This is a genomic window from Campylobacter sp. JMF_14 EL1, assembly GCF_027737585.1.
Lineage (GTDB): Bacteria > Campylobacterota > Campylobacteria > Campylobacterales > Campylobacteraceae > Campylobacter_B.
Window position 1 is genome coordinate 33,000 of the sequence record NZ_JAOVTW010000003.1, and the last position, 26,618, is coordinate 59,617.

Sequence of the window (26,618 nt, forward strand, 5' to 3'; positions counted from 1 at the left end):
ATGAAAAAATGTGGAATTTTGCTTGCTTGCGCGCTTATGTTTAGCGCGTGCAGTGACAGCGACAAATCTAGCCAAAACGGCCTAGATATCGAGAAAGAGATCGAAAAAAAATCTCAAAAAATGGTTGAGAAAAATGAGCCAAAAATACAGATAAATTTGGATAAAAATTTATCGGCTAGCGAAAGCGCCCCTAAACCTGCGCCAGGAAGCGTCGCTTCAAGCGAGCCTGCGCCAGAGGCAAATTTGAGCCAAAACGCTAAACCAAAGGTTCAAATCGAGCTAGTGCCAAAGCCTGAGGGTAAAATTTCAAAAGACATCAACGAAACGATTGATGAATTTGCCGCAACGGCTAAAATTTTGGGCGAAAATTTGGAAAGATTAAGCAAGGAAGCACCGAAAATTTTAAACGAATTTGCCGAAAAAAACGCGGATAAATTAGAGGATTTAGCCAAAAAAGGCGAGAAAATCGTGCGCGATTTAAATGGCTCACTAGGCGGGATCGAAAAGGATTTAATGGATTTAGCAAAGGACGCAAATTCGAGCTTCGGGCAGATTTTAAATATCTTTGGCGATATGATTAATAATGGCAAAAAAATTGAAAAACATTATGAAAATTCGCAGAGCGAGGATTTAAAAATTTAAGTCAAATTTGCGTAAAATACAGCGAAAATTTTAACCATTTTAGGAGGCAAAATGTATAAATTAAAGCACCTGCTTAGCACGCAAGATTTAAGCGCAGACGATATTTACGATTTCATCGCTTTGGCGAAGGATTTCAAAGCTCTAAACCGCTCAGATATCAAAAAATCAGACTCTTTGCGTGGAAAAACCGTGATTAATGCTTTTTTTGAAAACTCCACTAGAACGCGCATTTCCTTTGAAATCGCCGCCAAACGCCTTGGCGCGGACGCCATAAATTTCAGCGCAGGTTCAAGTAGCACCAAAAAGGGCGAAACTCTAATCGATACGATAAAAAATATGCAAGCTATGCGCAGTGATATTTTTGTCGTGCGCCACGCAAGTAGCGGTGCTGCGAAATTTATCGCCTCTAACTGCGACGCCTCGATTGTAAATGCAGGAGACGGACTAAACGAGCACCCGACACAAGCGCTTTTGGATTTGCTCACAATCCACGAAGCCAAGGGCAAATTTGAAGGATTAGAAGTCGCTATCATCGGCGATATTTTCCGCTCTCGCGTGGCTAGATCTGATGCGTGGGCGATGAAAAAACTAGGCATAAATGTCAGACTCTTTGGTCCTCCGATGATGCTAAGAGACTGCGAGGCGTTTGGGTGCAGGATTTGCAAAAGCGTCGAGGAAGCGATCGAGGGCGCAGATGTGATAATAATGCTAAGAATTCAATTAGAGCGCCAAGACGGTGAGCCAAGCTTCCCAAGCGTTAGGGAGTATAGTAAATTTTTTGGATTAACTGCTAAGCGCATGCAAGTAGCCAAAGAGGGTGTGATTATCATGCACCCAGGTCCGATAAATCGTGGCGTGGAGATTAACTCAGATGTCGCGGACGATCCGCGATTTACTTGCATTCTCGATCAGGTCGAAAACGGTGCAGCCATGCGTATGGCGGTGCTTCATACAATAAATTTAAATAGGAGCTTATAATGAAAATTTTAATCAAAAACGGCACCGTTATCAATCACAATAAAACCCAAAAAATCAATGTTTTAATAGAAGATGATAAAATTTGCGCCCTATGCGAGGACGAGCCAAGCGCAGATAAAGTCATCGACGCGACTGGCAAGCTTGTCATGCCGGGGCTAATTGATATGCATGTGCATTTTAGAGATCCGGGTTTTGAGTATAAAGATGATGTCATCACTGGTAGCGAAACAGCCGTAGCAGGGGGCGTAACGACCGCTATGCCTATGGCAAATACAAACCCGGTAAATGATAATTCTGCAATCACAAAGGCAATGATTAAAAAAGCGCGCGATAGGGGGCTAATCGACCTGCTTCCAATCGGAGCGATTTCGCAGGATTGCAAAGGGGCGAAAATCGTCGAAATGGGCGATATGATCGAGGCTGGGTGCGTGGCATTTAGCGATGATGGACTTCCTGTTACAGATAGCTCAGTCATGCGACAAGCCCTCGAATACTCGGCGCATTTTGGCTCTTTTGTCATAAATCACAGCGAGGATTGCTCACTTTGTCATGGTGGAGTGATGAACGAGGGCAGGGTGAGCGCGCTACTAGGGCTTAAAGGCATGGCAAGTGAAAAAGAGGAGATTATGGTTTCGCGCGATATTTTGCTTGCCAAAAAAACGGGCGGACACCTGCATGTGGCGCATGTCAGCTCAGCCTGGTCGCTAAAACTCATCGATCAAGCCAAAAAAGAGGGCATTAATGTAACCTGCGAAGTTACGCCACACCACTTCACTTATGATGAGAGCGAACTTATGGGCTATGATACGAATTTCAAAATGTCTCCGCCACTTCGCACAAATGCCGATGTAGAGGCTATGCGAGCGGGGTTAAAAAGCGGATTAATAGATGTCATCGCCACAGATCACGCACCGCATAGCTGGGACGATAAATTTGTCGAATTTGACAAGGCTCCGTTTGGGATTTTAGGGCTTCAAACGCTTGTGCCTTTGACGCTAAAATTAGTTGATGAGGGCGTGATTGATTATGAAAAAATGGTAGCTCTCACCTCGTATAATCCAGCCCAAATTTTAAAACTCTTTGGCAAAGGCGAAATCGCTGTCGGAAAGCTAGCCGATATCGCTATAATCGACCCTGAGCTAAGATACACTTACGACGCGAAACTTAATAAATCAAAATCACAAAATTCACCACTTTTTGGCAAAGAGCTAAAAGGTGCGTGCGTGCTAACGATAAAAAGCGGAAAAGTAGTGTTTGACTTCCCAAATGTGGTAGCGTAAATTTCAAATTTAACCCAAATTTGGGTTAAATTTGACCTTTTTTAAATTTTAAATTTTAAAAATTCGAATATAATTCTTTTAAAAATTCAAAGGTAAATTTATGCAAAATATCTACATTATCGGCGATGTGCATGGTTGCTATGAGAGTTTAATGGCGTTGATTGCGCGCTTGCCAGCGAAATTTGATAGCAAAATTTGCTTCGTGGGCGATTTGTGCGATCGCGGCCCTCATAGCGCCAAAGTCATCGAGTTTGTGCGCTCGCACGGCTATGACTGCGTGCGCGGAAACCACGAGCGCAGATTTTTGCTAGCAAAATCCAGCGCGCAAAGGTGCGTGAGAGACCGCGAAATCGTAATTGGCGCAAGTGATGACATTAACTGGATTGCCAAAAGTGGCGGCAGCGATACGATGAAATCGTATTTTGCGCCCGAATTTAGCGCGCTTTTAAACGAGCATTTAGAGTATTTGCAAAGCTTGCCTGTGTTTTTGCAATACGACATTTTCGACGAAAATTCTCGCTCTCTCGTGGTATCGCACTCGGCTGTGGGAAATATGTGGAAATTTCGCGATTTTGGGGCTGTAAAGGACGATTTTGAGGCGCATGTGTTAAGCGGGCGCGATGATTACACCGATAATACGGGCATTTTCAATGTCTATGGCCACACGCCACAAGATGAGCCATTTATCAATGATTACAGCGCGAATATCGATTTGGGCTGTGTTTTTAAAAAGCGCGGTTACAAAAACGCCCGCCTTTGCGCTATGGAATTCCCCTCCAAGCGACTTTTTATTCAAGATTGCATTGATTTTTAAAATTTTAATTTTTAAAATTTGCTTTTTAAAATTTTGATTTTTAAATTTCCGCTTCGCAACTCCCAAACACTGCCCCGAAATTTTAAATTCGTAGATTGCTTCGAATTTGCTACGCAAATTCTCGCAATGACAAATCAAGCGTAAATTTTGCCTAATTTGTCATTGCGAGGAGCTGTTTTACAGCGACGCAGCAATCTACGAATTTAAAATTCCTTGCGCTAAATTTGCTGTCATTGCGAGCTTTCGCAGAAAGCGAAGCAATCCAGAGAAATTTAAATTCAAAATTATACTTAAATTTAGCATTGAATTATTTTTTAAATTTTAGGCGAAATTTTGAAATTCTCTGTAAGGGGGAGGGCGCGCTTTTTAGGAGACGCTACCCTCCCCTTTACCAACCCCCACCCCTGTAAAACCTTAGAAGTGGCTAAATTTAAAGCAAAGCTTTAAATTTAGCTGATTTTATTTTACTGAAATGTTTCGCATTTCTTTACAAAATTTCGGGGCAGTGTTTGGGGGTTGCGAAGCGGAAATTTAAGAATTTAAAAAGCCCCTTGCGAAAATTCACAAGGGGCGAGGCGAAATTTACGCCAAATTTAGCGAAATTTTACTCTTTTTCCAAAAAAGTTTTGTAGATAATTCCGCCGATTGCGCCACCGATGATTGGCGCTACCCAAAACAGCCATAACTCGCTAAGCGCCCAGCCACCTTGGAAAAGTGCCACGCCAGTTGAACGGGCAGGATTAACTGAGGTGTTTGTAACTGGGATTGAGATTAGGTGGATTAGTGTGAGGGCTAAACCGATCGCAATCGGTGCGAAGCCACTTGGTGCGCGCTTGTCAGTCGCTCCCATGATGACGATTAAGAAAAACGCAGTTAGCAGGGTTTCTGCGATTAGCGCGCTTAGCATTGAATATCCGTTTGGTGAGTGCTCGCCGTATCCGTTGGTCGCAAATCCTGCGCTGATGTCAAATCCAGCCTTTCCGCTTGCGATTAGATATAGCGCACCGCCTGCTGCTATCGCGCCTAGGACTTGCGCGATGACATAGCCTGCTAATTCGCTAGCCTTAAATCTGCCACCGCATAGCAAGCCCACTGAAACTGCTGGGTTAAAATGTCCGCCACTAATGTGTCCAAATGCGTAAGCACCGCTTAGCACGGTCAAACCAAAGGCGATTGAAACGCCGACAAATCCGATGTTGTATGCGGCGAAAATCGCGCTTCCGCAACCGCCAAATACTAGCCAAAATGTGCCAAGAAACTCGGCTAAAAGCTTTTTCATAAGCTCTCCTTTGAAAAAATTTGCAAAAGCGCGTATTTTACTGCATTTTGGTAAATCAAGGATAATTTTTGGCTAAATTTAATGGCTGGTTAAATTTAAGAGCGTAAAATTTGGAGAAATTCAAGGAGAAAACATGGTTTTATGCGTGGAAGTGGCAGGTTATATCAGCGAGAATTGTTATTTTTTTATTGACGAGGCGAGTGGGGCAGGGTTTGTAATCGACCCTGGGGCGCAAGCTAGCAAGCTTTTGGGGATTATAAAAGAGAGAAATTTCAAAATCGAAAAAATCCTGCTCACGCACGGACATTTTGATCACATTGGCGCAGCTAGCGAGCTCTCGCGGGCTTTGGGCGCGCCGATACTCGCGCACGAAAACGCAGGCGTGTATCTGGGCGAGCCAGACTATAATCTATCGAATTTCACGGGCGAAGAGATAATCATAGAGGATTTCACGCCCCTAAAAGATGGCGAAAGGATCGCGCTAGCTAGCGGGGCGTGCGAGCTAGCTGTGATTTATGCGCCAGGGCATACGAGCGATAGCGTGGTGTTTTATAGTAAGGGGCAAAATTTGGCATTTTGTGGGGATTTGATTTTTCGCGCGGGCTTTGGGCGCACGGATTTGCCGGGCGGGGATTATAGCGCGCTAAAAGCTAGCATAGAGAGCAAGATTTTTACCCTGCCAGATGAGGTGGTTTTATACTCGGGACACGGCGAGCCCACGAGCGTCGGGGCAGAAAGGGCGAGGTTTTAGCGAAATTTTCGTTGATTTTACAAGTAAAGAAATGCGAAGCATTTCCGAAAAATAAAACCAGCTAAATTTTAAAAAGCAACGCTTTTTAAAATTTAGCCACCTTGTAAAGCGTCGTCGGGGGTTAGGGGATTGTAAGGGGGAAGGGGCGCGACCTCGCAATTCAAGCCCCCTTCCCCCTTACGAGAAAGCAAAATTTTGCTTAAAATTTAAAAAATAATTCAATGCTAAATTTGGGTTGAATTTTGAATTTAAATTTCCCTGGATTGCTTCGAAAACTTCGTTTTCTCGCAATGACAGCAAATTTGGCGCAAGTAATTTTAAAGTCGTAGATTGCCACGAATTTTGCTAACGCAAAATTCTCGCAATGACAAATTAGGCGTAAAAAATTTTAAATTTTAAAATTTCGGTGCAGTGTTTAGCCAAAAATTTTACCGCAAATCGCACATACCCACAGGGCGAAATTTAGGCTTAGAGTAAGCATTACAGCGGTGCTGGCGGTATCTTTGGCAGCCCCTGCAAGCGGGTGAAAATCAGGGCTTGCTAAATCAACCACGCGCTCGATTGATGAGTTTATGCACTCGACAACCAGCGTAAAAACCGCGCCAAAAACCAAAGCCAAATTCCAAACTAAGCCAAAATTCCAAAAAAATAGCGAAACCAAAAGTGGCGCAAAAACAAAAATTTCTAGCCTAAAACTCCGCTCACTACGCCAAATTTCAACTAGCCCCGCCAAAGCATAGCCCCAGTTTGCGAAAAATTTGTATTTTGGCTGATTTCTCATTTTTTTCCTTTTAAATTTTAGTTAAATTTAGGCATAATCATAGCCAAATTTTGATAATTAAAGGGTAAAAATGAAGCTAATGAGCTGGAATGTAAATGGGCTTAGAGCCGTGCTTGGCAAGGGCGCATTTGCGTGGCTAGATAGCGAGAAGCCTGATTTTTTGGGCTTGCAAGAGATAAAAGCGGGCGCAGAAAATATCCCAAAAGAGCTTTATGAGCTTGGATTTTCGCAAATCGATACAAACTCAGCCACGCGCGCTGGGTATTCTGGCGTGGCGAGCCTAGCTAAATTTGCTAGCAAGGTTAGCAAATGCAACTTCGCTAGCGACGATGAGGGGCGGGTTTTGGAGCATAGATTTGGCGATGTGGTGCTACTAAATATCTACTTCCCAAACGGTCAAAAAGACGAGGCTAGGCTAGAATACAAGATGAAATTTTACGCTGATTTTTTGCGCTATATCGACGAGCTGGTCGCGCAGGGGCTTGGCGTGATATTTTGTGGCGATGTCAATACCGCTCACAGGGAAATTGATTTAGCAAATCCAAAGTCAAATTCTAAAATTTCTGGCTTTTTGCCTATCGAGCGAGCATGGATCGATGAGGTGATAAATCACGGATTTATCGATACTTTCCGCGAAATTCATGGCGATGAAAAAAATGCTTATTCGTGGTGGAGCTACCGCTTCAATGCACGCGCTAAAAATGTCGGCTGGCGGATTGATTATTTTTTTATCTCGCAAAATTTGCGTTCGCGCCTCAAAGACGCCTTTATCCGCGCTGATATCACAGGTAGCGACCACTGCCCAATCGGCATTGAGATTGATTTATAAAATTTAAAATTTAAGGGGAAAAAATGTTAAGCGATATCGAAATTACGCACAATGCAAAGCTTAAAAAAATCACAAAAATCGGCAAAAAACTGGGCCTCAAAAAAGATGAAATCGAGCCTTATGGATTTTATAAGGCGAAAATTTCGGGGCGCGAGTATAGCGACAGACACGCTAAAAACGGCGCACACAGCGCAAAGCTGATTTTAGTTACAGCCATTAGTCCGACTCCGTATGGCGAGGGTAAAACCACGACCTCGATTGGCTTAGCTGACGCGATAAAATCATTGGGTAAAAGCGTGGCTTTGGCACTTCGTGAGCCCTCTCTGGGTCCAGTATTTGGCATAAAAGGTGGTGCAGCAGGTGGTGGATACTCGCAACTAGCACCCATGGAGGAGTTAAATTTGCATTTTACGGGCGATTTTCACGCCATTACTAGCGCAAACAACCTAATCAGCGCGATTATCGACAACTCGATTTATCAAGGAAATCCGCTTAAAATCAAAACCGTGCTTTGGAAGCGTTGCATGGATATGAACGATCGCGCACTGCGCCAAATCACCGTGGGGCAGGGTGGTAAATTTGACGGCGTAGAGCGCAAAGACGGCTTTAATATCACCGCTGCTAGCGAGATTATGGCGATTTTGTGCTTGTCGAAAAATTTGGCAGATTTGAAGGAAAATATCGCAAATATCATGGTGGCTTACGATGAAGATGATAAGCCGATTTTTGTGCGGGATTTGGGTTGCGAGCAGGCTGTGAGCGTGCTATTAAAAGAGGCGATTAAGCCAAATTTATTCCAAAGTATCGAGCATACGCCTACTTTCGTGCATGGCGGGCCTTTTGCTAATATCGCTCACGGGTGCAACTCGATAATCGCTACAAAAACGGCGATGAGCCTAGCCGATTTTGTCGTAACTGAGGCTGGATTTGGCTCTGAGCTTGGCGCGCAAAAATTCCTTGATATTAAATGTCCGCGCGCAGGTATCGCCCCTGATGCGGTGGTTTTGGTGGCTACGATTCGCTCGCTCAAATACAATGGCGGCGCAGCCAAAGACGAAATCACTAAACCAAATTTAGAAGCGCTTATGGTGGGAATCGAAAATTTAGGCGGGCATATTGAAATTTTGCAAAATTTCGGTCTAAATCCGATTGTCGCACTGAATAAATTTAGCTTTGATAGCGACGAAGAGATTGAGTTCGTGCGCAATTACTGCACTGCGCGCAGTGTAAAAATGGCGCTTTGTGAGAATTTCGCCAAAGGCTCAGTTGGGGCTGTTGATTTAGCAAAATTAGTCCTTGCCGAGTGCAAAATCCTAAAAAATATCAACTATACTTACGATAAAACTGACGATATTAAGACCAAAATCGAAAAAATCGCCACGAAAATTTACGGCGCAAAAGAGGTTGTTTTTGAAGAGGCCGCACTTGGGGCGTTGGAGCAAATTCGCGCGCTTGGGCTTGAAAATTATGATGTATGTATTGCAAAAACGCAGTATAGTTTCAGCGACGATGAAAAGGCGCTAGGTCGCGCGTGCGGGTTTAGCCTGCGGGTCAAAGATTTGCAGATTCGCACGGGGGTTAAGTTTATCGTGGCTGTGGCTGGCAAAATCATGCTAATGCCCGGACTTTCCAAACACCCTAGCGCGCTGGATATGAAAATCAGCGATGATGGCGTAATTAGCGGGTTATCATAACCCGCTAGCGGGGCTTTTAAAACACTGACCCGAAATTTGCAAATTATGCAAATTTGTTCGCCATTGTCATTGCGAGATGACGAAGTCATCGAAGCAATCTACGAGTGAGAATTACCAAAGCGCGAATTTAGTTTCATTTCGAGTGCATACCGTGCGCGCCAATCTACGACTTTAAAATTCCTTGCGCTAAATTTGCTGTCATTTCGAGCGCGCGGTGGCGTGCGAAGCATGGTAGGTCGGGACGAGGCGCAGGGCAGAAAAGCTAAATCAGAGCTACAAGCTCATATACTAAAATCAAATTTCACACTTAAAAAGTTTAGCCTAATCGCAGAGCAGAGTAAGAAGTGTGAGTGAGGACTTTAATATGAAAAAATTTATTAAAATATTTGCTGTATTGTTTCTTATATTTTTTGGCGACTTAATAATTATTTCGGCGGTTTTCCATTATTACGGATACAAAAACGCAAAAATAAATATTTATGAAAAATCTCAAATAAATAGTTACTATATGGGCGAAGCAAAAATAAATGAGGAATTTAATCCTATAAGATTTCCTTTGCTTGGGTCAAATGCCGTTTGGCTAGAACTAGATAATTATGAAATAAATTTTGAAAATTTGGTTGTTTTAAAAAATGTTGATTATATAGATTATAAAGAGATAAATGATTTAAACCAAACAACAAACGGAAAATATTTTAGAATTTATTTGGCAGATGAAAATTCTCAAAACTGCTTTTTATCGGCGAAATCAGTTAAGCCAAAATTTCAAAATTTATTTAAAGATAAATGTGTGGCTAGAAAAGAAATTTATGCAAGCGAACTCTCAAAAATTGAGTTTAAACAATGTTACAATTTTGGTTATCAAAAAAATAATATATGTGTAGAAAGCCCAGACATACAAACAAATTTTATTGAAAATTTTTTTAATATAAAATACTATTACACCGGCTTTTTAAAAGATAGAAATTCTAATAAAATTTTAGCAAATAGTGTTTATATTTATCAAAATTTTCACTCTTGGCTAGGAGAAATAGTCATAAAAGTATTTGGCGAAGAACAGCGTTCTAGCTCAGTTTTTTGCAACTCAAATAATACTACCGATTTTAATCAATGCAATCAAGAACTAATAAATATTTTTTTTAAAAAGGTGTATTTGCAATGACAGCAAATTTAGCGGTAGAAATTTTTACTCGTAGATTGCCACGCGCGCGGTGCGCGCTCGCAATGACAAATCATGCGCCAAAAACGCCTTTTTTACAATACGAAATTTCGGGGCAGTGTTTTGGGGTTGCGCCAGCGAAATGGGGAAATTTTAAAATTTCAAATTCGCTAAATTTAAAATTTATCAAAATTTATTTTTGAATTAAAATTTACCTATTCTTCGGTTTTGTAAATTTTATTCGAAAATCTGCGGTGTTTGATCTGCAAATACACCACAAAAACGATAAACAAAACCGCCGTTGCGATGATATAGTAGCGGTTTTTAAAGATTATCGCGCCGTTTATGAGCCCAGAAAACAGCGCCAAAACCACAGCCGTGAGAAACGGAAAGCGCACGGCGTCCTTTTCTTTGATTGCGATTATCACAAGCGCAATGGCAAAAAGCGCGGTATTTAGCAAAATAGCTAAAATTTTAATCTCGGCAAACAAATTTGGATTTGTCCTCGAAATGCCGTAAAGTGCGAGTGCGCCGAGGGCAAAAAGGATTAGAATTATTAGGATTAGTTTTTTCATTTGATTAGTCCTTTTTTGAGTTTGCGAATCAAAAAGCGCGATGGCATTAGCTCATTTGCGATCGAGCGTGGCACGCAAAGCGGGCGAGAAAGTGCATAATCGCATATAAGCTCCGCGCCCAAAACTGCGGTGCTTAGCCCGTGTGCGCCGTGCGCTGTGTTAAGATATAAATTTGGGATAAATTTGGCGCGTCTGGCGGATTTTTTGTTTTTGCTCCATGGCAAATCTTTGAAATCTCGCGCCAGACTTTCTGGCTCGCATACTGGGCCAATTAGCGGAAATCTATCGCCACTATATCCCCTGTATCCGACCTTAGAGCCGATGATTTTGGCTTTTTTGCTCAAAAACTCGCCAACGCTTTCTAGATTTTTGACATCGTCAATCGCTCTTGCTTCGTCGTGGTAGCACTTCCTATCGTAAGTCGCGCCGATTAGTTGCTTTTTGCCCACGGCTGGGCAGATGTAGCCAGAGGCACTGAGTGGAAATTTGGTTTTGATTAGCGGGCGAATTAGCGTGGTTTGACCGCGCACGGAGCTGATTTGCACGCTAGGATCTAGGTTAAATTTGGCATCTTGCGATACTGCGCCGCGACCGAAAAATTCCTCGCTCTCGCTTCCTGCGCAAAGGACTAAAATATCGCAAAATAGGCTTGCGCGGTCTTTTAAAATCACTTCGAATTTCTCATTTTGCTTTTTGAAATTTAGCATTTCGTGGTTAAATTTGACGCCGAGTTTTTTGGCGAAATGTTTGCAGAGCTTGTGCGGGTGGGCTAGGACGGCGTTTTTTATCATTATGCTTGGATATGGTTTTGAGTGCGCTTTAAATTCGTAAATTTCGGGGTTTCCTGCGCTTTGATACCTTGCTAAAAGCTCGCTATCATAGGCAAAATCCTGCGCCCCAAGCAGGCTAGCTAGCTTTTTGGGAGCGTGTTTGGCATAAAAGCTAAGAGCCAAATCAAATGCGTGTATGTGCATCTCTCCAAGCTTCACGCCCTCTTTGGTGATTAGCGGAGCGCACACGCCTGTGAAATTCCCGCTACCATTTAGCCCAGCTTCGCTTCTTTTATCTATCACGCTGACGCTAAAACCAGCTTTTTTAAGCTTAAAAGCCGTGCAAAGCCCAGCAATTCCAGCTCCCACGACAATCGCTGTGGGGGTTTGCGCCTGCGGTGCGCGCTCTTCGTCGTATGAATTAGGGTCGTATAGGCAGTGCGTGGCGGATAAATCGGCGAAATTTGAAAACTGTATTGGCAAAATTTGCGGGTGCTTTCTGGCAAAATAAAAATTTTCTACTTCATCATCTTCGCGCAAAAATTTCGCCCTAATCATGTGGCGTTTGGTGTCGAATCCGTCTGTTTTCTCGACGAAAAACCCTGCCTCGCGCAGTGATTTTGCCACCCAGCCAGCGCTTGTGTATGTCGCTAAAATCGCGCCCTTTTTGCAAAGTGGTGTAAGGGCGGCAAAAATCTCTTTGCTCCAAATGGTTTCGTTTTTCGCAGGTGAAAATCCGTCTAAAAACCACGCATCGGCCTTGAAATCAAGTTCGTTGATTAGCTCGCTAGCCTCGCCAATGCAAAGATCAAGCGTGATTTTTTTGCCAAAATTTATGCGGTGAATTCCATTGGTAAGGGGCGGGAGTTTTTTGATTAAAATTTTAGAAACTGATGAAAGTTCGCCAAATTTCGCCCAAATTTGGGCTAATTCGTCCTTGCTAAGCGGATTTTTTTCGATTGAGACAAAGTGTAGGCGTTTGTTAAATTTAAGCGCCTTTTTTGCGCAGAGCAAAAAGTTGCGCCCCACGCCAAATCCTAGCTCGCCCACGATGATAGGCGCATTGCTAGCAAACGCCGAATCTAGCGCGCTTATAAAGACATATTCACTCTCGCCAAGAGGATTTTTGAAATTAAAATAAAAATCCTCGTAAATTTCACTAAATGGTGCATCGTTGATAAATTTCATTACTTATTCTTTTGAAAATACGCATCTACGCCGTTTGCGATACCTTGGGCTATGCGGTCTTGGTATGCAGAGGTGCCTAGGTTTTTGCCCTCACTTGGGTGTGAGATATAGCCCATTTCTACGAGCACAGCTGGCATTGTAGCCCCCACTAGCACCCAAAACGGCCCCTCTCTGACACCGCCGTCTTTGCTTTTGTAACTTTTTTGGACGGAATTTAACATATAGCTTTGGATATCGATTGCAAGCTTGTTTGAGGCGATTATCTTTTCTCTATTTAAGAAATTTAAAAATGTCTCTTGCGAAAATGCGTTCATATCCTCCATGTCGCCTTGGTTTTCAAATGCTGCGACATTTTTGCTACGCTCTGATTTGGCTGGGCTTAAAAAAAATGTCTCCACGCCACTGAAATTTGGCGCTTGTTTGGCGTTTGGCGCGGCGTTTGCATGCACCGAGATAAACATATCGGCATTTTTTTTGTTGGCGAAAGCTGTGCGGGATTTGAGGTTGATAAATACATCGTTGCTTCTGGTATAAAGCACCTTGTAACCGCGTTTTTGAAGCAGTGCGCCAAGCTTTTTGGAGGTTGCAAGAACGATAGTTTTTTCCTTCAAACCATTTCCGATAGCGCCACTATCTTTGCCACCATGGCCTGGGTCGATGACGATTAGTTTGCCTTTTGTAGATTTGTAAATTTTATTTGTGGCACTTGCCTCGCTTTTGGCTGAATTTACCTGAGTAGCTTTTGTGCTATTTTGCGCTGGCATAGCGATTTTAGTCCCTGCTTTGGCGATGATTAACTCATTGCCAAAAATTTCAATCTTTGGGTTAAATTTTTGGTTGTGATTTAGCACGACGCGGGCGATTTTGTCGTTATACTGCGAAGTGCGAACTTCATCTACGAAACTGCCCGTTAATCTCGTGGTGTGCGAGCTATTTTTGGCGTTGAAGTCTAGGACATAGCGATAAATTTTATCTTTGTTAATTACGAAATTTTTATACTCGCTGTGGTCTAAATCTCTATTAAATTTCACCCTGACGCTATTTTCATCGTTATTGATTGATTGCAAAATCAAGGGTTTTGATTTGTCGATTTTCGTGCTATTTGGCGTGATTTTGCCTGAATTTAAAAACTCCAAATCAGCCTTGCTTAAAGTTTTTTTAGCGTCCGTGATAGCTGGCTTGTAATCGGCCTTGGCGCCTAGTTTTTCTAGCTCGGATTTATACACAGAGTAGTTTGAATACCCAAGCACCTCGCTACTATAAGTTAGCCGTTTTAGGGCGTTGATTTTAGTTTTTTTATCTTTATTTGAAGTGGTGGAATAAATTTTTTTAAGCTCGCTGTGAAGCTCTTTTTTCGCGGTTTTGCTAGCGCTGACATAGTTTTTGTCAAAATTCGCAAAAACGCTACTGGCGTTCGCGCCAAATGCGAAACTCACGCTAAAAACAATAGCGCATAAAATTTTAACTATCTTCGCCATTTACGAGTTTTTCCATTAATTCTTTTACAGAAATGATTTCATTTAGCTTCCAGCCGTTCGCGCCTGTGAAAAACAGCCCGCTCTCTTGTCTGCCAAGATAGGCGTCGCTTAGGCGATCTGCTATGCAGTATCCGACGAGTTTGGCGCCTTTGCCACGCTCACAAGGTGCCACGCAGTTGCTAACGCATGAAATTTTCGGTGCGCTTCCAGAGGCAATCATATCTTGCAAATTCGTATGAATTCCGCGCGCAGGGTAGCCTACTGGGGATTTTAGAAGTTTGATATCTTCTTTTGTGGCTTTTAGTAAGACCTCTTTAAATTTCTCGTGGGCGTCGCATTCAAATGTGCCGATAAATCTAGTGCCCATTTGAACGCCGTTTGCGCCTAGGCTTTTGGCGCGATCTATGTCGGATTTATCCCAAATTCCGCCCGCTGCAAATAGCGGGAATTCGCCCCAGCTATCAATTTCGGCTCTTACTTGTGGAATTAATTTTTCTAGCTGATACTCTGGGTCAGTGCATTGCTCGTAGGTAAAGCCCTGATGACCGCCACTTAGTGGGCCTTCTAGCACGACGCCATCAGGCAGGCGGTTGTATCTGCCGCTCCAACGCTTGGCTATGATTTTTAGAGCCTTGGCAGATGAAACGATAGGCATAAGCGCGACATCTGGGAAATCAGCGGTAAATTCAGGCAAATTCGTAGGAAGTCCAGCCCCGCTGATGATGATATTTATCCCAGCTTCGCAAGAATCCTTTACAATGCGCTCATAATCATTAGCCGCGCACATGATATTCATCGCTAGTGGTGCGTCGCCACAGATTTCGCGAGCGTTTTTTACGATTTGAGTAAGGGCTTTTTTGTTATAAAAATTTAGCGAAGAAAATGGTCTATCGTGGATACACTTTTCTGAAAATTTAAGGTCGTCATAATATCCAGTCCCTACCGAGCTAATCACGCCCAAACCGCCATTTAAGCTGACATTTCCAGCTAGCTTGTCCCAGCTAATCCCTAGCCCCATTCCGCCTTGGATAATAGGGTGTTTGATCTCGTATTTGCCGATTTTAACGCTCATTATCTTACCTTTAATTTAGCAAATTTTTTCTTTCCTACTTGTAAGGTGTATTCGCCAGCACTTAGTTGGAGTTGCTCGTCTGAAATTTTGGTCTGATCGACGCTGACGGCGTTTGATTTGATTAGGCGTCTTGCATCTGAGCTAGAAGTGGCTAGCTTGCAAATAAGCAGAGCCTTTACAATCCACGCTGGGGCTGAAACGCTAAATTCAGGGATTTCTGCTGGAAGCTCGTTTCCGCCATGAACTCTATCGAATTCCTCTTTTGCCTCTAATGCGACATCTTCATCATAAAATCTCGTAACGATTTCTGTGGCAAGTTCCTCTTTTACGGCTTTTGGATGCACAGCTTCGTCTGCTACGAATTGTTTGATTAGTGCGATATCTTCGTTGCTTTTTTGTGATAGTAGATTATACCAATCCCACATCAAATCATCGCTGATACTCATTACCTTGCCATACATATCGTTTGGAGCGTCTGTTACGCCGATATAGTTTCCTAGGCTCTTGCTCATTTTATTTACCCCGTCAGTGCCTACAAGAAGTGGCATCATAACGACGGCTTGTTCTTTGCCTACATTATAAACTCTTTGGAGTTGGCGTCCCATAAGAAGGTTAAATTTTTGATCAGTGCCGCCAAATTCGATATCGCATTTCATACATACGCTATCATAGCCTTGCAAAAGCGGGTATAAAAATTCGCTAATGCTAATTGGCATTTCGGCCTTGTAGCGTTTCTCGAAATCATCTCTTTCTAGCATTCTGGCTACATTAAATGTGCTTGATAGCTCGATTACACCGCTAGCGCCTAAGCGATTTGTCCATTCTGAGTTAAACATTACCTTTGTTTTTTCTGGGTCTAAAATTTTAAAAACTTGCTCTTCGTAGGTTTTGGCATTTTGCATTACGACATGGTGAGGAAGTTTTTTTCTAGTTTCGCTTTTGCCTGTTGGATCGCCGATTTGAGCCGTGAAATCACCGATCAAAAACTGCACGATTGCGCCGTGTTGTTGCAAAAATGCGAGTTTGTTTAGCACGACAGTGTGTCCTAAATGCAAATCAGGTGCTGTTGGATCCATGCCGATTTTTACCAAAAATGTTTCGCCACTCTCGTAAAATTTAGTAATCAAAGCCTCGATTTGCTCTTCGCCTATTATCTCGCTTACTCCGCGTTTGAAATTTGCCATTATATCTTTAATGTCAGCCATTTATTCTCCCTTTTATTAGTTTTTATACACATCATCTAATGATATAAAATCAGCGATTTTATATCTATTTTTTAATCTGTCTTTGATATAAGTGTGGTCTAAATTTTCGTTTAATTCTATAATGATTTCGAAAAAATCAGACACAGCTTCGTTGTTTTCGTTCAAATTTATCGAAACTAAATCGACGCTTAGTTTAGCCAAATATGTTAAAAACTCAGCCAGCGAGCCTCGCTTGTTTTCTATGTTTAGTATGATTTTGTATCTGTGTGGCGCGTTTCGCGTCCATTTGACGAAAATCATCTCATCGCTTTTCATCAAATTTGCCGCTCTTTCGCAAAGCTTGTGATGAACTGTGACATTGTGTCCGTTGCGAAATCCGATGATATCGTCTCCACGCTTAGGATTACAGCAATAATCAAACTCTACTTCGTTGATTTTGTAGTTTGAATACACCACGATATTGTCGAATTTTTGCTTTTCGACGCTGTATTTATCGCGGAATTTCATATTGAAAAGCTTCTCTTTGAGCGGGTATTTTTTCAGCGCATTTACGACATCTTTCAAAAATACCGAATCATAGCTTGCTTTGCCGACTTTTTTGATTAAATTTTCTTTTTCTACCCAGTTTATCACGCTCTCTTCGGTCGTGGCGAAAATCGCAGTTAAAATTTTGATTGCTACTTCTTGATTTACATCTCGAATTTTTTGTTTGCAAAATGCCTTGATTGTGGCTCTTGCCTTGCCTGTTTTGACAGAATTTAGCCAGCTGCAACGATAGTGCGGGTTGTTTCCTGTGATGATATGGACGATATCGCCGTTTTGAAGCTCGGTTAGAAGCGGGACTTTTATGCGATTGACAAAGGCTTCGACGGCTTTAAGACCGACTTGTGAGTGTATTTCATAAGCATAATCAAGCGCAGTCGCGCCTCGTGGGAGTGTGAAAATTCCGCCCTTTGGCGAATATACTGCGATATCCTCGATATAAAGGCTATCTTTGGCATATTCGTATAAATCATCGGCGTTTGAATCATCGGCTTCTTGCAAGCCAATATCGCTAATCCAATCAAGCTTAGGATTTAGCGAACCGGAGTATTTGTATTTCCAGTGCGCAGCCACGCCAAGCTCGGCTGTGTTGTGCATTTCGGTAGTTCGAATTTGGACCTCGACTATCATGCTGTCGTTAAAAACGGTAGTGTGAATCGTCTGGTAGCCGTTTTGTTTAGGTAGGGCGATATAGTCTTTAAATCGCGAAATTAAGGGGTTAAATTTGGTATGGATTACGCCAAGTGCTAGGTAGCAATCCATCGGCTTTTGCACGATTATGCGGATAGCTAGCAAATCCAAAACTTCCTCAATCGAAATGCCCTTTCTTTGCATTTTTAGGTAAATCGAATAGTAATGCTTCATACGCTTTTGAATTTCAAAGCTGTTTTCGCTAAATCCATTTGTGAGCAGATATTCGCTAATCGTTTCGCTAAATTTGCTTAAATTTATTTGGAGCTGTTGTTTGTGCTCTTCGACATAGTTTGCGATTGTGGCGTATTCTTTTGGCATTACATATTTAAAGCTCAAATCTTCTAAGATATTTTTGATAGATGAAATTCCAAGCCTGTGCGCGATTGGCGCATAAACTAGAAGTGTCTCTTCGCCTATGCGTTTTTGTTTATCTGGGCGGAGTGCTTCTAGGGTTAGCATATTATGGAGCCTATCGCAGAGTTTGACCACCAAAACGCGCTGATCTTCGATAGAGATCATCAGCATTTTGCGAAATGTCAGAGCCGTAGTGCGAAGTTTAGCGTTTTTATCGCCAGAAGGGGCTAGTTTATCCTCACGGATATTTACGATTTTTGTCATACCCTCTACGATTTTTGCGACATCTTCACCAAATCTATCCCCGACTTGCTCGGTGCTAAAATCCGTATCCTCGACCACATCGTGCAAAAGTGCAGAAATGACCATAGCGTCATCGCCGCCCATAAATGCGACGAAACACGCCACTAAAATCGGGTGGATTGCGTATGGCTCGCCACTTTTGCGAAACTGCCCCTCATGCTGCGTAACGCATAAATTTATCGCATCTACAAGTAGCGGGGTCGGCTCTTTTAGGCTATAAAGTAGCCGTTTGGCGTCCTCGATCTCCTTTGTTTCGACAATATCTTCGATAAGGCTTTCTAAATAGCCGTCACTAATCCTTGTCAATGATTCCATCTAGGGTAATCTTACCTTCTGCTAATTCTAAAATCGCAATATCTGCAAATTTCATATTGCGTGTGTCGATGTTTTCGACAAGCGGAGTTGCCCCAGCGGCAAGCTCTTCTGTGCGTTTAGTAGTCATTAGTGATAGCTTGTAGCGATCGCCTCCTGTGACTTTCAACGCTTTTGCTATGATTTGTTCTGTTCTCATTAATTCTCCTTTTTTAGTTTTTTACGATTGAACATTGGCTTAAATCGCCGTTATTGATGATTTTGTGTAAATTTCCGCTCTCAAACATATTGCATACGATGATTGGAAGTTTGTTGTCCTTGGCTAGGGCGATTGCAGTATCGTCCATGACCTTGATATTATCGTGCAAGGCTTGATCGTATGTAATGGTATTTAAAAGCACTGCGTCATCGAATTTATGCGGATCTTTGTCATAAATTCCATTTACCTTTGTCGCTTTGATAATCGCGTCTGCGCTGATTTCGACCGCGCGCAAAGTGCCTGCTGTATCAGTGGTAAAAAATGGATTTCCAGTGCCTGCTGCAAAGATTACGACCCGTTTTTTCTCCAAATGTCTTTTGGCTCTGCCGATGATGAAGGTTTCGCAGATCGCTTCCATTTTTATCGCGCTTTGCACGCGCACATCTATGCCGTTGTATTCGAGTGCCTCGCGCATAGCGATTGCGTTGATTACGGTTGCTAGCATGCCCATGTGATCACCACTTGTGCGTTTGATGATACCGCCAGCTGCCGCGCTTACGCCTCTGATTATGTTTCCGCCACCGATTACGATACCTACCTCGATACCGTTATCGACGAGCTGTTTAATCTCTCTGGCTATAAATTTTAAAATTTCACTATCTATTCCAAAACCATCTTTTCCAGCCAGTGCCTCGCCTGAAAATTTAACGAGCACACGATTAAATTTTGCCATTTTAATGCTCCTTGAAAAAATTTGATTATGTTATCTAAAACTCGTTTAAAAATAGCTTTTTACGCCGTTTTAAATAATGCCAAAAATTTTTTCACCCATAGTTTTTTGGGTGTGATTATCTCGCTAGGGCTTGCGTTTATGGCGTGATACACACTTGCCCCGCTTAGCGTGGCGTAATAGCGGATTATTAGGCGTTGCAGGTGCGGTTCGTAGCTGGGGATAAACCAGCCGTTGTTTGAAATCGCCACGACAAATTTTGGGTTATCGCTGTAAAACTCGCCCCTTGTAGCCTCGTAGCAAATCGCGCTTTTTACGGGAATTTCTTTGATTTTATAAAAGCTAAAATTTGGCGCAATCGAAAAATCGCTAGCCCCGCCTAAAAATGTGTTATTTATAAAATCTCTAATTGGCGCAGGCAGGGGCACTTGCTCGCCGAAAGGAACCAAAATATGCTTATCGAATCTGTGCAAATTCCCGTTTTCAAAAACATACGCGCTGTTGTAAAATTTGGAGTTTTCATAGGCTTCGCCACCAGCTACGATAGTGATTTGTTGTGATTTTTCTATCAAAATTTGGCTTAGCTCTTTTTCTCTGTTTAGATAGAGTGCAAATGCGCTCTCTGGCAATACTATCGCCTCGTAGCCACTTTCTATCGCCTCGTCGATTTTGGCTAAATTTTCTCTAATCGCGCCTAAAATTTTCTCCTCGTCCCAGATGTCAAACTGCGAAATTTGCGAGTTTTCAAGCTTGATTTTAAGTGGTAAAAATTCGGCTTGTTTTTCTTTAAATTCTAGCGCGCAAATCAAGCAAGCGCAAAAAAGCAAAATTTTGGCTTTGTGCCTGAATTTTATCAAAATGCAAATTCCAGCCAAAATCGCGCAAAAAGCGAAAATTTCGGCTCTAAAAATTCCATGTGAAAACAAAAGCTCGAAATTTAGCCAATCAAAGCCAAATGGGTGGATAAATTTCAGCCCCGCCAAACAGAGCGCGCGCGCTATCGGCTCATCAAAAATGGCAAAAATACGAAAAATCGCCCCCGCAATCAGGCAAATTCCTAAAATTTCGACCGGGATTAAAAACGAAAGTCCAAAATAAATCAGGCTAAAACTAATCCAATAAAACCAAATCGCGCCGATAAAAAACCCAAACCAAAACCAAATTTGCTTATTGCTTTTTAAAAGCACAAATAGCGCAAAAATCGCGATTAGTGGCGAGAAAAATTCAGCCACAAGCGATAAAATTCCACCTAAATTTTGGCTTAAAATTTCAACAAATATAAAATTTGAAACTCCAAGCGCAAGAAAAAAGCCGTTATTTATTTTATTTAATGTAAAATACTCTCTTTTTAAATTTTTTACAAAGGAAAACGATGGAACAAGGAAGTCTTTTTGGAACATTATTACCTCTAATTGTCTTTGTTGGGATTTTTTACTTTTTGCTAATCAGACCGCAACAAAAACAAGCAAAAGAGCATAAAGCTATGGTTGATGCGCTCGCTAAGGGCGATAAAATCGTCACAAGTGGCGGACTAAAATGCACAGTCGTAAAAACAAGTGAGGATTTTATCACAGTTAAGCTTAATGATGATGTTATCGTCGAACTAGACAAACTTTATATCGCAAGAAGGTTAGATGCGTAGTAAGATTACATATCGTTTGATTGCCTTTTTAGTAGCGGCAATTTTTAGTTTGATTTTTGCTATGCCTTCGATTTTGCAGAGCGAAAAGGGCGATAAAATCAACCTCGGACTTGATTTGCAGGGCGGTCTTCACATGCTGCTCGAAGTCCAAAGCGACGAGGCGATAACTTCGAAAATCAAATCAATCGCAGCTAGCGTAAATTACGCTGCTAAGCGCGATGATTTGCTAATGGACGGCTTGAAGCTTGATAGCGATTTTTTCGAATTTGAAATTTTAGACCCTGATGAAGCGCCTAAATTTGACGCTTTGTTACACTCTGCTGCTAGTGGGCTTGAAATCGCCAAAACTGGCGAGAAATACCGCGTAAGCCTAACGCCAGAAGAGATCGCTAGCACCAAAGAATACGCGATCGCTCAGGCTGTGGATACCATACGCAATCGCTTGGATCAATTCGGCCTTGCTGAGCCAACGGTCGCCAAACAGGGCGAGAGCTATATTCTAGTCGAGCTTCCTGGAATTAAGAGCTCAGAAGAGGAGCAACGAGCCAAAGATTTAATCGCCAAAGCAGCGCATTTGCAACTCATGGCACTTGATGAAATTCGCCAAGACAGAGCCCTAACGATGAGCGAAGAAGAGGCCAAAAGCTACGGCGATGTAATTTACCATGACGCGAAAAATCCAGAATATAAATACCTAATCAACGAAATTCCAGTCCTTGACGGAGCAATGCTAGTCGATGCTAGGGTGGCTTTCGATCAAAACACAAATCAACCGATCATAAATTTCACGCTTAATTCACAAGGCGCGCAAATTTTCGGCGATTTTACAGGCGAAAATGTCGGCAGACGCCTTGCAATCGTGCTTGATGGCAAGGTTTATTCAGCTCCACGCATTAATGAGCGAATTGGTGGTGGAAGCGGACAAATCAGTGGTGGATTTAGCGTGCAAGAAGCCCACGATGTGGCGATTGCACTACGCTCTGGTGCGCTTTTGGCGCCTGTTAGCGTGAGCGAATCACGCAGTATCGGACCAAGCCTAGGACAAGATAGCATAGATCAAAGCGTGAAAGCCCTAACTTTCGCGGCGATTGTAATTTTGATTTTTATGGTTTTATATTATGGTATGGCGGGCGTGTTTGCAGATATCGCTTTGATTGTAAATATTTTATTTTTGATAGCGTTTATGGCGCTGTTTGGGGCGACACTGACCCTGCCTGGTATGGCTGGTATCGTGCTTACCGTGGGTATGGCAGTCGATGCCAATGTCATCATAAACGAAAGAATTCGTGAAGTGCTAAAAACGGGAGCTTCCATTAGCCAAAGTATCACCAAAGGCTACGAAAACGCTATGAGCGCGATTGTAGATGCAAATATCACTACACTGATAACTTCGGCTGCCTTGTATGCGTATGGCACAGGCCCTGTTAAGGGCTTTGCGGTAACTATGAGTATAGGTATTATTGCTTCGATGATTACTGCGATTTTGGGCACTCATGGTATGTTTGAGATGGTAATGGGCAAAATGGAAAAGAGCAAAAATACGAAATTTTGGCTAGGTTACAAGGTCAGAAAGGCGCAAAATGCAGGTATTTGATAGTGATAAAATTTATGATTTTATGAAATTTAGACATATCGCATTTGTGATATCTGCGATTTTAATTATAGGTTCGATTGGATTATTTTTAGTCAAAGGTTTTACCTATGGTATTGATTTTAGTGGCGGAACGCTAATTCAGGTCAAATATGATCAAAAAGCCCCGCTTGATGAAATTCGAACTCGCTTTGAAGCGGCAAATTTGGGAAATATCAATGTAACAGAGTTTGGAAGCGAAGAAGAAGTTACTATTAGATACTCTGGCAGTAGCGATTCACTTGGCGATAATCCAGCTTTGGCGACAAAGGAAATTTTAAAAGGAAGTGGAAATTTCGAGGTTCGCAAGGTCGATGTGGTGGGTCCAAAGGTCGGTAGCGAGCTACGCACAAAGGGAATTATGGCGCTTTGCGTTTCGTTTGCGCTGATTTTGGTTTATATCACAATTCGCTTTGAGTGGAGATTTGCGATTGCGGCGGTGATTTCGGATTTGCACGATGTCATTATCGCATGTGGTGCGCTGATACTATTTAAAATCGATTTTAACCTTGAAATTTTAGCCGCACTTCTTACGATTATGGGTTATTCGCTAAACGATACTATCGTCGTTTTCGATAGGATTAGAGAGGGTGTGCGCACTAGCAAATCCATTAAGCTAACCGAGGTTATCAACGAATCAATCTCAGCTACGCTTTCAAGGACATTTTTGACATCATTTACGACCTTGCTTGTAATTGTGATTTTGTTCGTTTGGGGTGGGGCTATGATACATGGATTTAGCCTTGTTATGCTTGTTGGCGTCGTGGCTGGAACATTTAGCTCGGTTTTCATCGCTGCACCGCTTTTGATTTTATTCGGATTCGATGTGGAAAAATACCGCGCGTTTTTGGCTGATAAACAACGACGCGCCAAAGAAAAAGAAAAAATGCGCGCAATGTATGAAAAAGGCACTGTATAAGGATAGAAAATGAACTGGGGAAGAGTAACATACATATTTTTTGCTTTGATGAGTGCGACTACAATCGCTGGATTTATCTACGAAAGACACGAGCTTTTGCTCTTTATCGCTGCTAGTATTAATGCGGTTTCTACGCTACTTAAAGTCGGTGTGCGCAATATGCTCTCAGCCGAGCTTTTCGCAAGCTCGCTTGTGGCTGATTTGCACCTAATTCCAGCGTTTGTGCTTATGATAGTTCATCCAGGCGATCTCTCTGTCATAACCGCGCTTTGTATCGGCGCGCTGATTGCTGTGATTTTCTCATTAGTGCTAATCACCGTAGAATCAGCTAAATCAAAAGATGAATTTTAGGAGTAATAATGGCTTATAATAGCAAAGAGATAGAGTTAAAATGGCAAAAAATTTGGAACGATGAGGGCGAAGCAGAGCCAAAGGACGATTATAGCTTACCTAAAAAATATATTCTTTCGATGTTTCCATACCCAAGTGGCCGTATCCACATGGGGCATGTGCGAAACTACGCTATCGGCGATGCGCTCTCACGCTACTACCGCTTGCAAGGATACAATGTGCTCCAACCAATCGGCTTTGATAGCTTTGGTATGCCAGCAGAAAACGCAGCGATTAAACACAAAATTCACCCCAAAAAATGGACTTACGAAAATATTGATTATATGAAAAACGAGCTAGACCGCCTTGGTTTTAGCTTTTCAAAGCGTAGATTATTAGCTACTTCTGATCCGCTTTATACAAAATGGGAGCAGGAATTTTTCATAAAAATGTATGAAAAGGGGCTGATTTATCGCAAAAGCTCACTGCTAAACTGGTGCGAACACGACGGCACCGTGCTTGCAAACGAGCAGGTCGAAGACGGCAAATGCTGGCGCTGTGGCAATGAAGTAGTGCAAAAGCAAATGCAAGGATATTACCTAAAAATCACTGATTATGCGCAGGAACTGCTTGATTGCTTGAAGGATTTGGAGGGAAAATGGCCAAATCAAGTCCTAACCATGCAAGAAAACTGGATTGGGCGAAGTGAGGGTTTGAAATTCCGCTTTAAATTTGACGATGAAAGCCGTGAGAGGCTAGACGGAATCGACGGATTTGATGTATTTACGACTCGCCCTGATACGATTTATGGTATGAGCTACTCAGCTCTTGCGCCTGAACACGCGGTTATTGCGAAGCTTTTGGAGAAAAATTTACTTCCAAAAGATGTAGAGCAAAAGGTCCGCACGATCCTAAACCAAAGCCCAAGAGAGCGACAAATCGCCGATAAAGACGGAGCGTATCTAGGCGTAAATGTCCTACACCCCCTAACTGGCAAAAAAATCCCAGTGTGGATAGCAAATTTTGTTTTGGCAGATTATGGCGATGGCGCGGTTATGGCTGTGCCAGCAGGCGATGAGAGGGACTTTGAGTTTGCGAGTAAATTTGGACTTGAAATTATAAATATTTTCGAAAACGAAACCCTACCGCATGTCGAAAAAACAGGAATTTACGCAAATTCTGAAATTTTAAATGGCCTAAAATACAAAGAGGCAAATGAGAAAATTTTGCAAATTTTTGAAGAGCGAAATTTAGGCTCTCGTGTGGTAAATTTCAAACTCCGCGACTGGGGCGTTTCACGCCAGCGCTACTGGGGCGCGCCGATTCCTATGATTCACTGCGAAAAATGCGGTTTAGTTGGCGAAAAAATCGAAAATTTGCCAGTTGCGTTGCCTGATGATGTGCAAATCACAGGACTTGGCAATCCGCTTGATAAACACCCTACTTGGAAGCACTGCACCTGCCCGAAATGTGGCGGAAAGGCCGTTCGCGAGACTGATACGCTTGATACATTTTTCGAGAGTAGCTGGTATTTCGCGCGCTATGCAAGCGATGAGAAAACTTGGACAAGCAAGGCATTTGACGAGCAGAGCGTGAATTACTGGATGAGCGTGGATCAATACATCGGCGGTATCGAGCATGCGATTTTGCACCTGCTTTACGCTAGATTTTTCCAAAAAGCATTGCGCGATTTGGGTTATTTGCGCGATAGTGAGCCGTTTGCTAGACTTTTGACACAAGGCATGGTGCTAAAAGACGGCGCAAAAATGAGCAAATCTAAGGGCAACACCGTCGATCCTGATGATATCATCGCTACTTATGGGGCTGATACTGCGCGACTTTTCATACTTTTTGCAGCACCTCCTGCAAAAGAGTTAGAGTGGAACGATAGCGCAGTAGAGGGCGCTTATAAGTTTTTAAACCGCCTTTACGAGCGTTCAAGCAATGCGTATAAAACAGATAAAATTCCTAGCATTAACCACGCAAATTTAAGCAAAGATGAAAAATACGCGAGATTAAAAGTCTATGAAGCGCTAAAAAAATCACACGATGTCTATACGGAAAATTTCGCCTTTAATACCCTAATCGCGGCGTGTATGGAGGCTCTAAATGCCCTAAATGCGCAGGATAACGCTGATATTTACACCGAGGGATATTTTATTATCCTAAATTTACTTCAACCAATCGTCCCTCATATCGCAAGCGAGCTAAGCGAAGAGCTTTTTGGGCGCAAAAATTTCACAAAAATTGAGCTTTTGCCTGAGGTTTTTGTGAGCGATACTATCACGCTTGCAGTTACCGTAAATGGCAAAAAACGCGCCGAAATCGACGCCAATGCGGACGCGAGCGAGGCGGAAATTTTAGCACTTGCCAAAGAAAATGTCGCAAAATGGTTAGAGGATAAAACGCTAATAAAAGAAATTTATGTCAAAAACAAACTTGTAAATTTGGTCGTAAAGTAGGAAAAA

Annotated in this window: 24 protein-coding genes and 1 pseudogene; 14 read left to right on the forward strand and 11 right to left on the reverse strand. The window is 42.5% G+C overall.

The genetic code is table 11. The features are described 5' to 3' along the window. From OFN73_RS05300 to OFN73_RS05315, 4 genes are all read left to right on the forward strand, one after another. Entirely contained in the window at positions 1-642 is a 642-nt protein-coding gene (locus OFN73_RS05300) for a hypothetical protein (RefSeq protein WP_270862556.1), read from the forward strand. A 51-nt stretch (positions 643-693) separates the two neighbouring features. Next, a complete protein-coding gene (locus OFN73_RS05305) occupies positions 694-1,620 on the forward strand; it encodes an aspartate carbamoyltransferase catalytic subunit (protein ID WP_270862557.1) in 927 nt (308 codons plus the stop codon). After that, entirely contained in the window at positions 1,620-2,900 is a 1,281-nt protein-coding gene (locus tag OFN73_RS05310; protein ID WP_270862558.1) for a dihydroorotase, read from the forward strand. The genes OFN73_RS05305 and OFN73_RS05310 overlap by 1 nt, the downstream gene beginning before the upstream one ends. A 100-nt stretch (positions 2,901-3,000) precedes the next feature. Further along, entirely contained in the window at positions 3,001-3,714 is a 714-nt protein-coding gene (locus OFN73_RS05315) for a metallophosphoesterase (RefSeq protein ID WP_270862559.1), read from the forward strand. A gap of 604 nt (positions 3,715-4,318) precedes the next feature. On the opposite strand, the gene aqpZ is transcribed toward OFN73_RS05315, so the two are convergent. Continuing rightward, positions 4,319-4,993: an aquaporin Z gene (gene aqpZ, locus OFN73_RS05320; RefSeq protein ID WP_270862560.1), complete on the reverse strand. Its 675-nt coding sequence runs from the start codon at positions 4,991-4,993 to the stop codon at positions 4,319-4,321. A 133-nt stretch (positions 4,994-5,126) separates the two neighbouring features. On the opposite strand from aqpZ, the gene OFN73_RS05325 reads away from it, so the two are divergent. Further along, entirely contained in the window at positions 5,127-5,744 is a 618-nt protein-coding gene (locus OFN73_RS05325; RefSeq protein ID WP_270862561.1) for an MBL fold metallo-hydrolase, read from the forward strand. A gap of 415 nt (positions 5,745-6,159) precedes the next feature. Here OFN73_RS05325 and OFN73_RS05330 read toward each other — a convergent pair whose 3' ends face one another. Next, complete coding sequence (locus OFN73_RS05330; protein WP_270859265.1) at positions 6,160-6,525, reverse strand: diacylglycerol kinase; 366 nt, start codon at positions 6,523-6,525, stop codon at positions 6,160-6,162. 70 nt (positions 6,526-6,595) lie between these two features. Between OFN73_RS05330 and OFN73_RS05335 the strand changes: the two genes are divergently transcribed. From OFN73_RS05335 to OFN73_RS05350, 4 genes are all read left to right on the forward strand, one after another. Continuing rightward, a complete protein-coding gene (locus tag OFN73_RS05335) occupies positions 6,596-7,354 on the forward strand; it encodes an exodeoxyribonuclease III (protein ID WP_270862562.1) in 759 nt (252 codons plus the stop codon). 23 nt (positions 7,355-7,377) lie between these two features. After that, positions 7,378-9,048: a formate--tetrahydrofolate ligase gene (locus OFN73_RS05340; protein ID WP_270862563.1), complete on the forward strand. Its 1,671-nt coding sequence runs from the start codon at positions 7,378-7,380 to the stop codon at positions 9,046-9,048. A 364-nt stretch (positions 9,049-9,412) separates the two neighbouring features. Beyond that, a complete protein-coding gene (locus tag OFN73_RS05345; protein ID WP_270862564.1) occupies positions 9,413-10,210 on the forward strand; it encodes a hypothetical protein in 798 nt (265 codons plus the stop codon). Further along, the gene (locus OFN73_RS05350) at positions 10,207-10,410 is read left to right on the forward strand and encodes a hypothetical protein (RefSeq protein WP_270862565.1); all 204 of its coding nucleotides are present in this window, start codon (positions 10,207-10,209) and stop codon (positions 10,408-10,410) included. Before OFN73_RS05345 ends, OFN73_RS05350 begins: the two co-directional genes overlap by 4 nt. A 12-nt stretch (positions 10,411-10,422) precedes the next feature. Here the strand turns inward: OFN73_RS05350 and OFN73_RS05355 are convergent, their stop codons facing one another. The 9 genes and pseudogenes from OFN73_RS05355 to OFN73_RS05395 form a co-directional block, all read right to left on the reverse strand. After that, positions 10,423-10,782, reverse strand: coding sequence for a hypothetical protein (locus tag OFN73_RS05355; protein WP_270862566.1), 360 nt, complete (start codon positions 10,780-10,782; stop codon positions 10,423-10,425). Then, positions 10,779-12,740 carry an FAD-dependent 5-carboxymethylaminomethyl-2-thiouridine(34) oxidoreductase MnmC gene (gene mnmC, locus OFN73_RS05360; RefSeq protein WP_270862567.1) on the reverse strand — a complete coding sequence of 654 codons (1,962 nt, stop codon included), beginning with the start codon at positions 12,738-12,740 and terminating at the stop codon, positions 10,779-10,781. The genes OFN73_RS05355 and mnmC overlap by 4 nt, the downstream gene beginning before the upstream one ends. Then, a pseudogene (locus tag OFN73_RS08160) lies at positions 12,740-13,498 on the reverse strand (N-acetylmuramoyl-L-alanine amidase family protein); the annotation flags it as partial. The gene mnmC and the pseudogene OFN73_RS08160, both read right to left, overlap by 1 nt. 703 nt (positions 13,499-14,201) lie before the next feature. Then, positions 14,202-15,290 carry a nitronate monooxygenase gene (locus tag OFN73_RS05370; protein WP_270862569.1) on the reverse strand — a complete coding sequence of 363 codons (1,089 nt, stop codon included), beginning with the start codon at positions 15,288-15,290 and terminating at the stop codon, positions 14,202-14,204. After that, entirely contained in the window at positions 15,290-16,495 is a 1,206-nt protein-coding gene (gene tyrS / locus OFN73_RS05375) for a tyrosine--tRNA ligase (protein WP_270859273.1), read from the reverse strand. The genes OFN73_RS05370 and tyrS overlap by 1 nt, the downstream gene beginning before the upstream one ends. A gap of 15 nt (positions 16,496-16,510) precedes the next feature. Next, on the reverse strand, positions 16,511-18,703 hold the full coding sequence (locus tag OFN73_RS05380; RefSeq protein WP_270862570.1) for a RelA/SpoT family protein: 2,193 nt from the start codon (positions 18,701-18,703) through the stop codon (positions 16,511-16,513). Continuing rightward, positions 18,681-18,899, reverse strand: a complete 219-nt coding sequence (locus OFN73_RS05385; protein WP_270859275.1) for a DNA-directed RNA polymerase subunit omega — start codon at positions 18,897-18,899, stop codon at positions 18,681-18,683. The genes OFN73_RS05380 and OFN73_RS05385 overlap by 23 nt, the downstream gene beginning before the upstream one ends. Positions 18,900-18,912: 13 nt before the next feature. Further along, positions 18,913-19,632 carry a UMP kinase gene (gene pyrH, locus OFN73_RS05390; RefSeq protein WP_270859276.1) on the reverse strand — a complete coding sequence of 240 codons (720 nt, stop codon included), beginning with the start codon at positions 19,630-19,632 and terminating at the stop codon, positions 18,913-18,915. A gap of 59 nt (positions 19,633-19,691) precedes the next feature. After that, a complete protein-coding gene (locus OFN73_RS05395) occupies positions 19,692-21,029 on the reverse strand; it encodes an apolipoprotein N-acyltransferase (protein ID WP_270862571.1) in 1,338 nt (445 codons plus the stop codon). On the opposite strand from OFN73_RS05395, the gene yajC reads away from it, so the two are divergent. Genes yajC through leuS form a run of 5 tightly spaced genes read left to right on the forward strand, consistent with a single transcriptional unit; the run spans position 21,002 to position 26,612 of the window. Then, complete coding sequence (gene yajC / locus OFN73_RS05400) at positions 21,002-21,271, forward strand: preprotein translocase subunit YajC (RefSeq protein WP_270862572.1); 270 nt, start codon at positions 21,002-21,004, stop codon at positions 21,269-21,271. The two genes, OFN73_RS05395 and yajC, sit on opposite strands and share 28 nt — an antisense overlap. Continuing rightward, positions 21,264-22,865 carry a protein translocase subunit SecD gene (gene secD / locus OFN73_RS05405; RefSeq protein ID WP_270862573.1) on the forward strand — a complete coding sequence of 534 codons (1,602 nt, stop codon included), beginning with the start codon at positions 21,264-21,266 and terminating at the stop codon, positions 22,863-22,865. The genes yajC and secD overlap by 8 nt, the downstream gene beginning before the upstream one ends. Next, entirely contained in the window at positions 22,852-23,820 is a 969-nt protein-coding gene (gene secF, locus OFN73_RS05410) for a protein translocase subunit SecF (RefSeq protein ID WP_270862574.1), read from the forward strand. Before secD ends, secF begins: the two co-directional genes overlap by 14 nt. A 9-nt stretch (positions 23,821-23,829) precedes the next feature. Beyond that, positions 23,830-24,171 carry a DUF6394 family protein gene (locus tag OFN73_RS05415; RefSeq protein ID WP_270859281.1) on the forward strand — a complete coding sequence of 114 codons (342 nt, stop codon included), beginning with the start codon at positions 23,830-23,832 and terminating at the stop codon, positions 24,169-24,171. Positions 24,172-24,179: 8 nt separating this feature from the next. Further along, positions 24,180-26,612 (forward strand): leucine--tRNA ligase, encoded by a 2,433-nt coding sequence (leuS, locus tag OFN73_RS05420; protein WP_270862575.1) that lies wholly within the window; start codon positions 24,180-24,182, stop codon positions 26,610-26,612. The last annotated feature ends 6 nt before the right edge of the window (positions 26,613-26,618 follow it).

Excerpts from the sequence above, each read along its gene's own strand:
- OFN73_RS05315 (WP_270862559.1), top strand. The coding sequence starts at position 3,001 with ATGCAAAATATCTACATTATCGGCGATGTGCATGGTTGCTATGAGAGT.
- OFN73_RS05370 (WP_270862569.1), bottom strand. The coding sequence starts at position 15,290 with ATGAGCGTTAAAATCGGCAAATACGAGATCAAACACCCTATTATCCAA.
- secD (WP_270862573.1), top strand. The coding sequence starts at position 21,264 with ATGCGTAGTAAGATTACATATCGTTTGATTGCCTTTTTAGTAGCGGCA.
- OFN73_RS05380 (WP_270862570.1), bottom strand. The coding sequence starts at position 18,703 with ATGGAATCATTGACAAGGATTAGTGACGGCTATTTAGAAAGCCTTATC.
- OFN73_RS05310 (WP_270862558.1), top strand. The coding sequence starts at position 1,620 with ATGAAAATTTTAATCAAAAACGGCACCGTTATCAATCACAATAAAACC.
- mnmC (WP_270862567.1), bottom strand. The coding sequence starts at position 12,740 with ATGAAATTTATCAACGATGCACCATTTAGTGAAATTTACGAGGATTTT.
- OFN73_RS05335 (WP_270862562.1), top strand. The coding sequence starts at position 6,596 with ATGAAGCTAATGAGCTGGAATGTAAATGGGCTTAGAGCCGTGCTTGGC.
- OFN73_RS05415 (WP_270859281.1), top strand. The coding sequence starts at position 23,830 with ATGAACTGGGGAAGAGTAACATACATATTTTTTGCTTTGATGAGTGCG.
- OFN73_RS05385 (WP_270859275.1), bottom strand. The coding sequence starts at position 18,899 with ATGAGAACAGAACAAATCATAGCAAAAGCGTTGAAAGTCACAGGAGGC.
- OFN73_RS05340 (WP_270862563.1), top strand. The coding sequence starts at position 7,378 with ATGTTAAGCGATATCGAAATTACGCACAATGCAAAGCTTAAAAAAATC.
- OFN73_RS05355 (WP_270862566.1), bottom strand. The coding sequence starts at position 10,782 with ATGAAAAAACTAATCCTAATAATTCTAATCCTTTTTGCCCTCGGCGCA.
- OFN73_RS05395 (WP_270862571.1), bottom strand. The coding sequence starts at position 21,029 with ATGTTCCAAAAAGACTTCCTTGTTCCATCGTTTTCCTTTGTAAAAAAT.
- aqpZ (WP_270862560.1), bottom strand. The coding sequence starts at position 4,993 with ATGAAAAAGCTTTTAGCCGAGTTTCTTGGCACATTTTGGCTAGTATTT.
- tyrS (WP_270859273.1), bottom strand. The coding sequence starts at position 16,495 with ATGGCTGACATTAAAGATATAATGGCAAATTTCAAACGCGGAGTAAGC.
- OFN73_RS05345 (WP_270862564.1), top strand. The coding sequence starts at position 9,413 with ATGAAAAAATTTATTAAAATATTTGCTGTATTGTTTCTTATATTTTTT.
- OFN73_RS05330 (WP_270859265.1), bottom strand. The coding sequence starts at position 6,525 with ATGAGAAATCAGCCAAAATACAAATTTTTCGCAAACTGGGGCTATGCT.
- OFN73_RS05325 (WP_270862561.1), top strand. The coding sequence starts at position 5,127 with ATGGTTTTATGCGTGGAAGTGGCAGGTTATATCAGCGAGAATTGTTAT.
- OFN73_RS05305 (WP_270862557.1), top strand. The coding sequence starts at position 694 with ATGTATAAATTAAAGCACCTGCTTAGCACGCAAGATTTAAGCGCAGAC.
- OFN73_RS05350 (WP_270862565.1), top strand. The coding sequence starts at position 10,207 with ATGACAGCAAATTTAGCGGTAGAAATTTTTACTCGTAGATTGCCACGC.
- secF (WP_270862574.1), top strand. The coding sequence starts at position 22,852 with ATGCAGGTATTTGATAGTGATAAAATTTATGATTTTATGAAATTTAGA.
- pyrH (WP_270859276.1), bottom strand. The coding sequence starts at position 19,632 with ATGGCAAAATTTAATCGTGTGCTCGTTAAATTTTCAGGCGAGGCACTG.
- yajC (WP_270862572.1), top strand. The coding sequence starts at position 21,002 with ATGGAACAAGGAAGTCTTTTTGGAACATTATTACCTCTAATTGTCTTT.
- leuS (WP_270862575.1), top strand. The coding sequence starts at position 24,180 with ATGGCTTATAATAGCAAAGAGATAGAGTTAAAATGGCAAAAAATTTGG.
- OFN73_RS05300 (WP_270862556.1), top strand. The coding sequence starts at position 1 with ATGAAAAAATGTGGAATTTTGCTTGCTTGCGCGCTTATGTTTAGCGCG.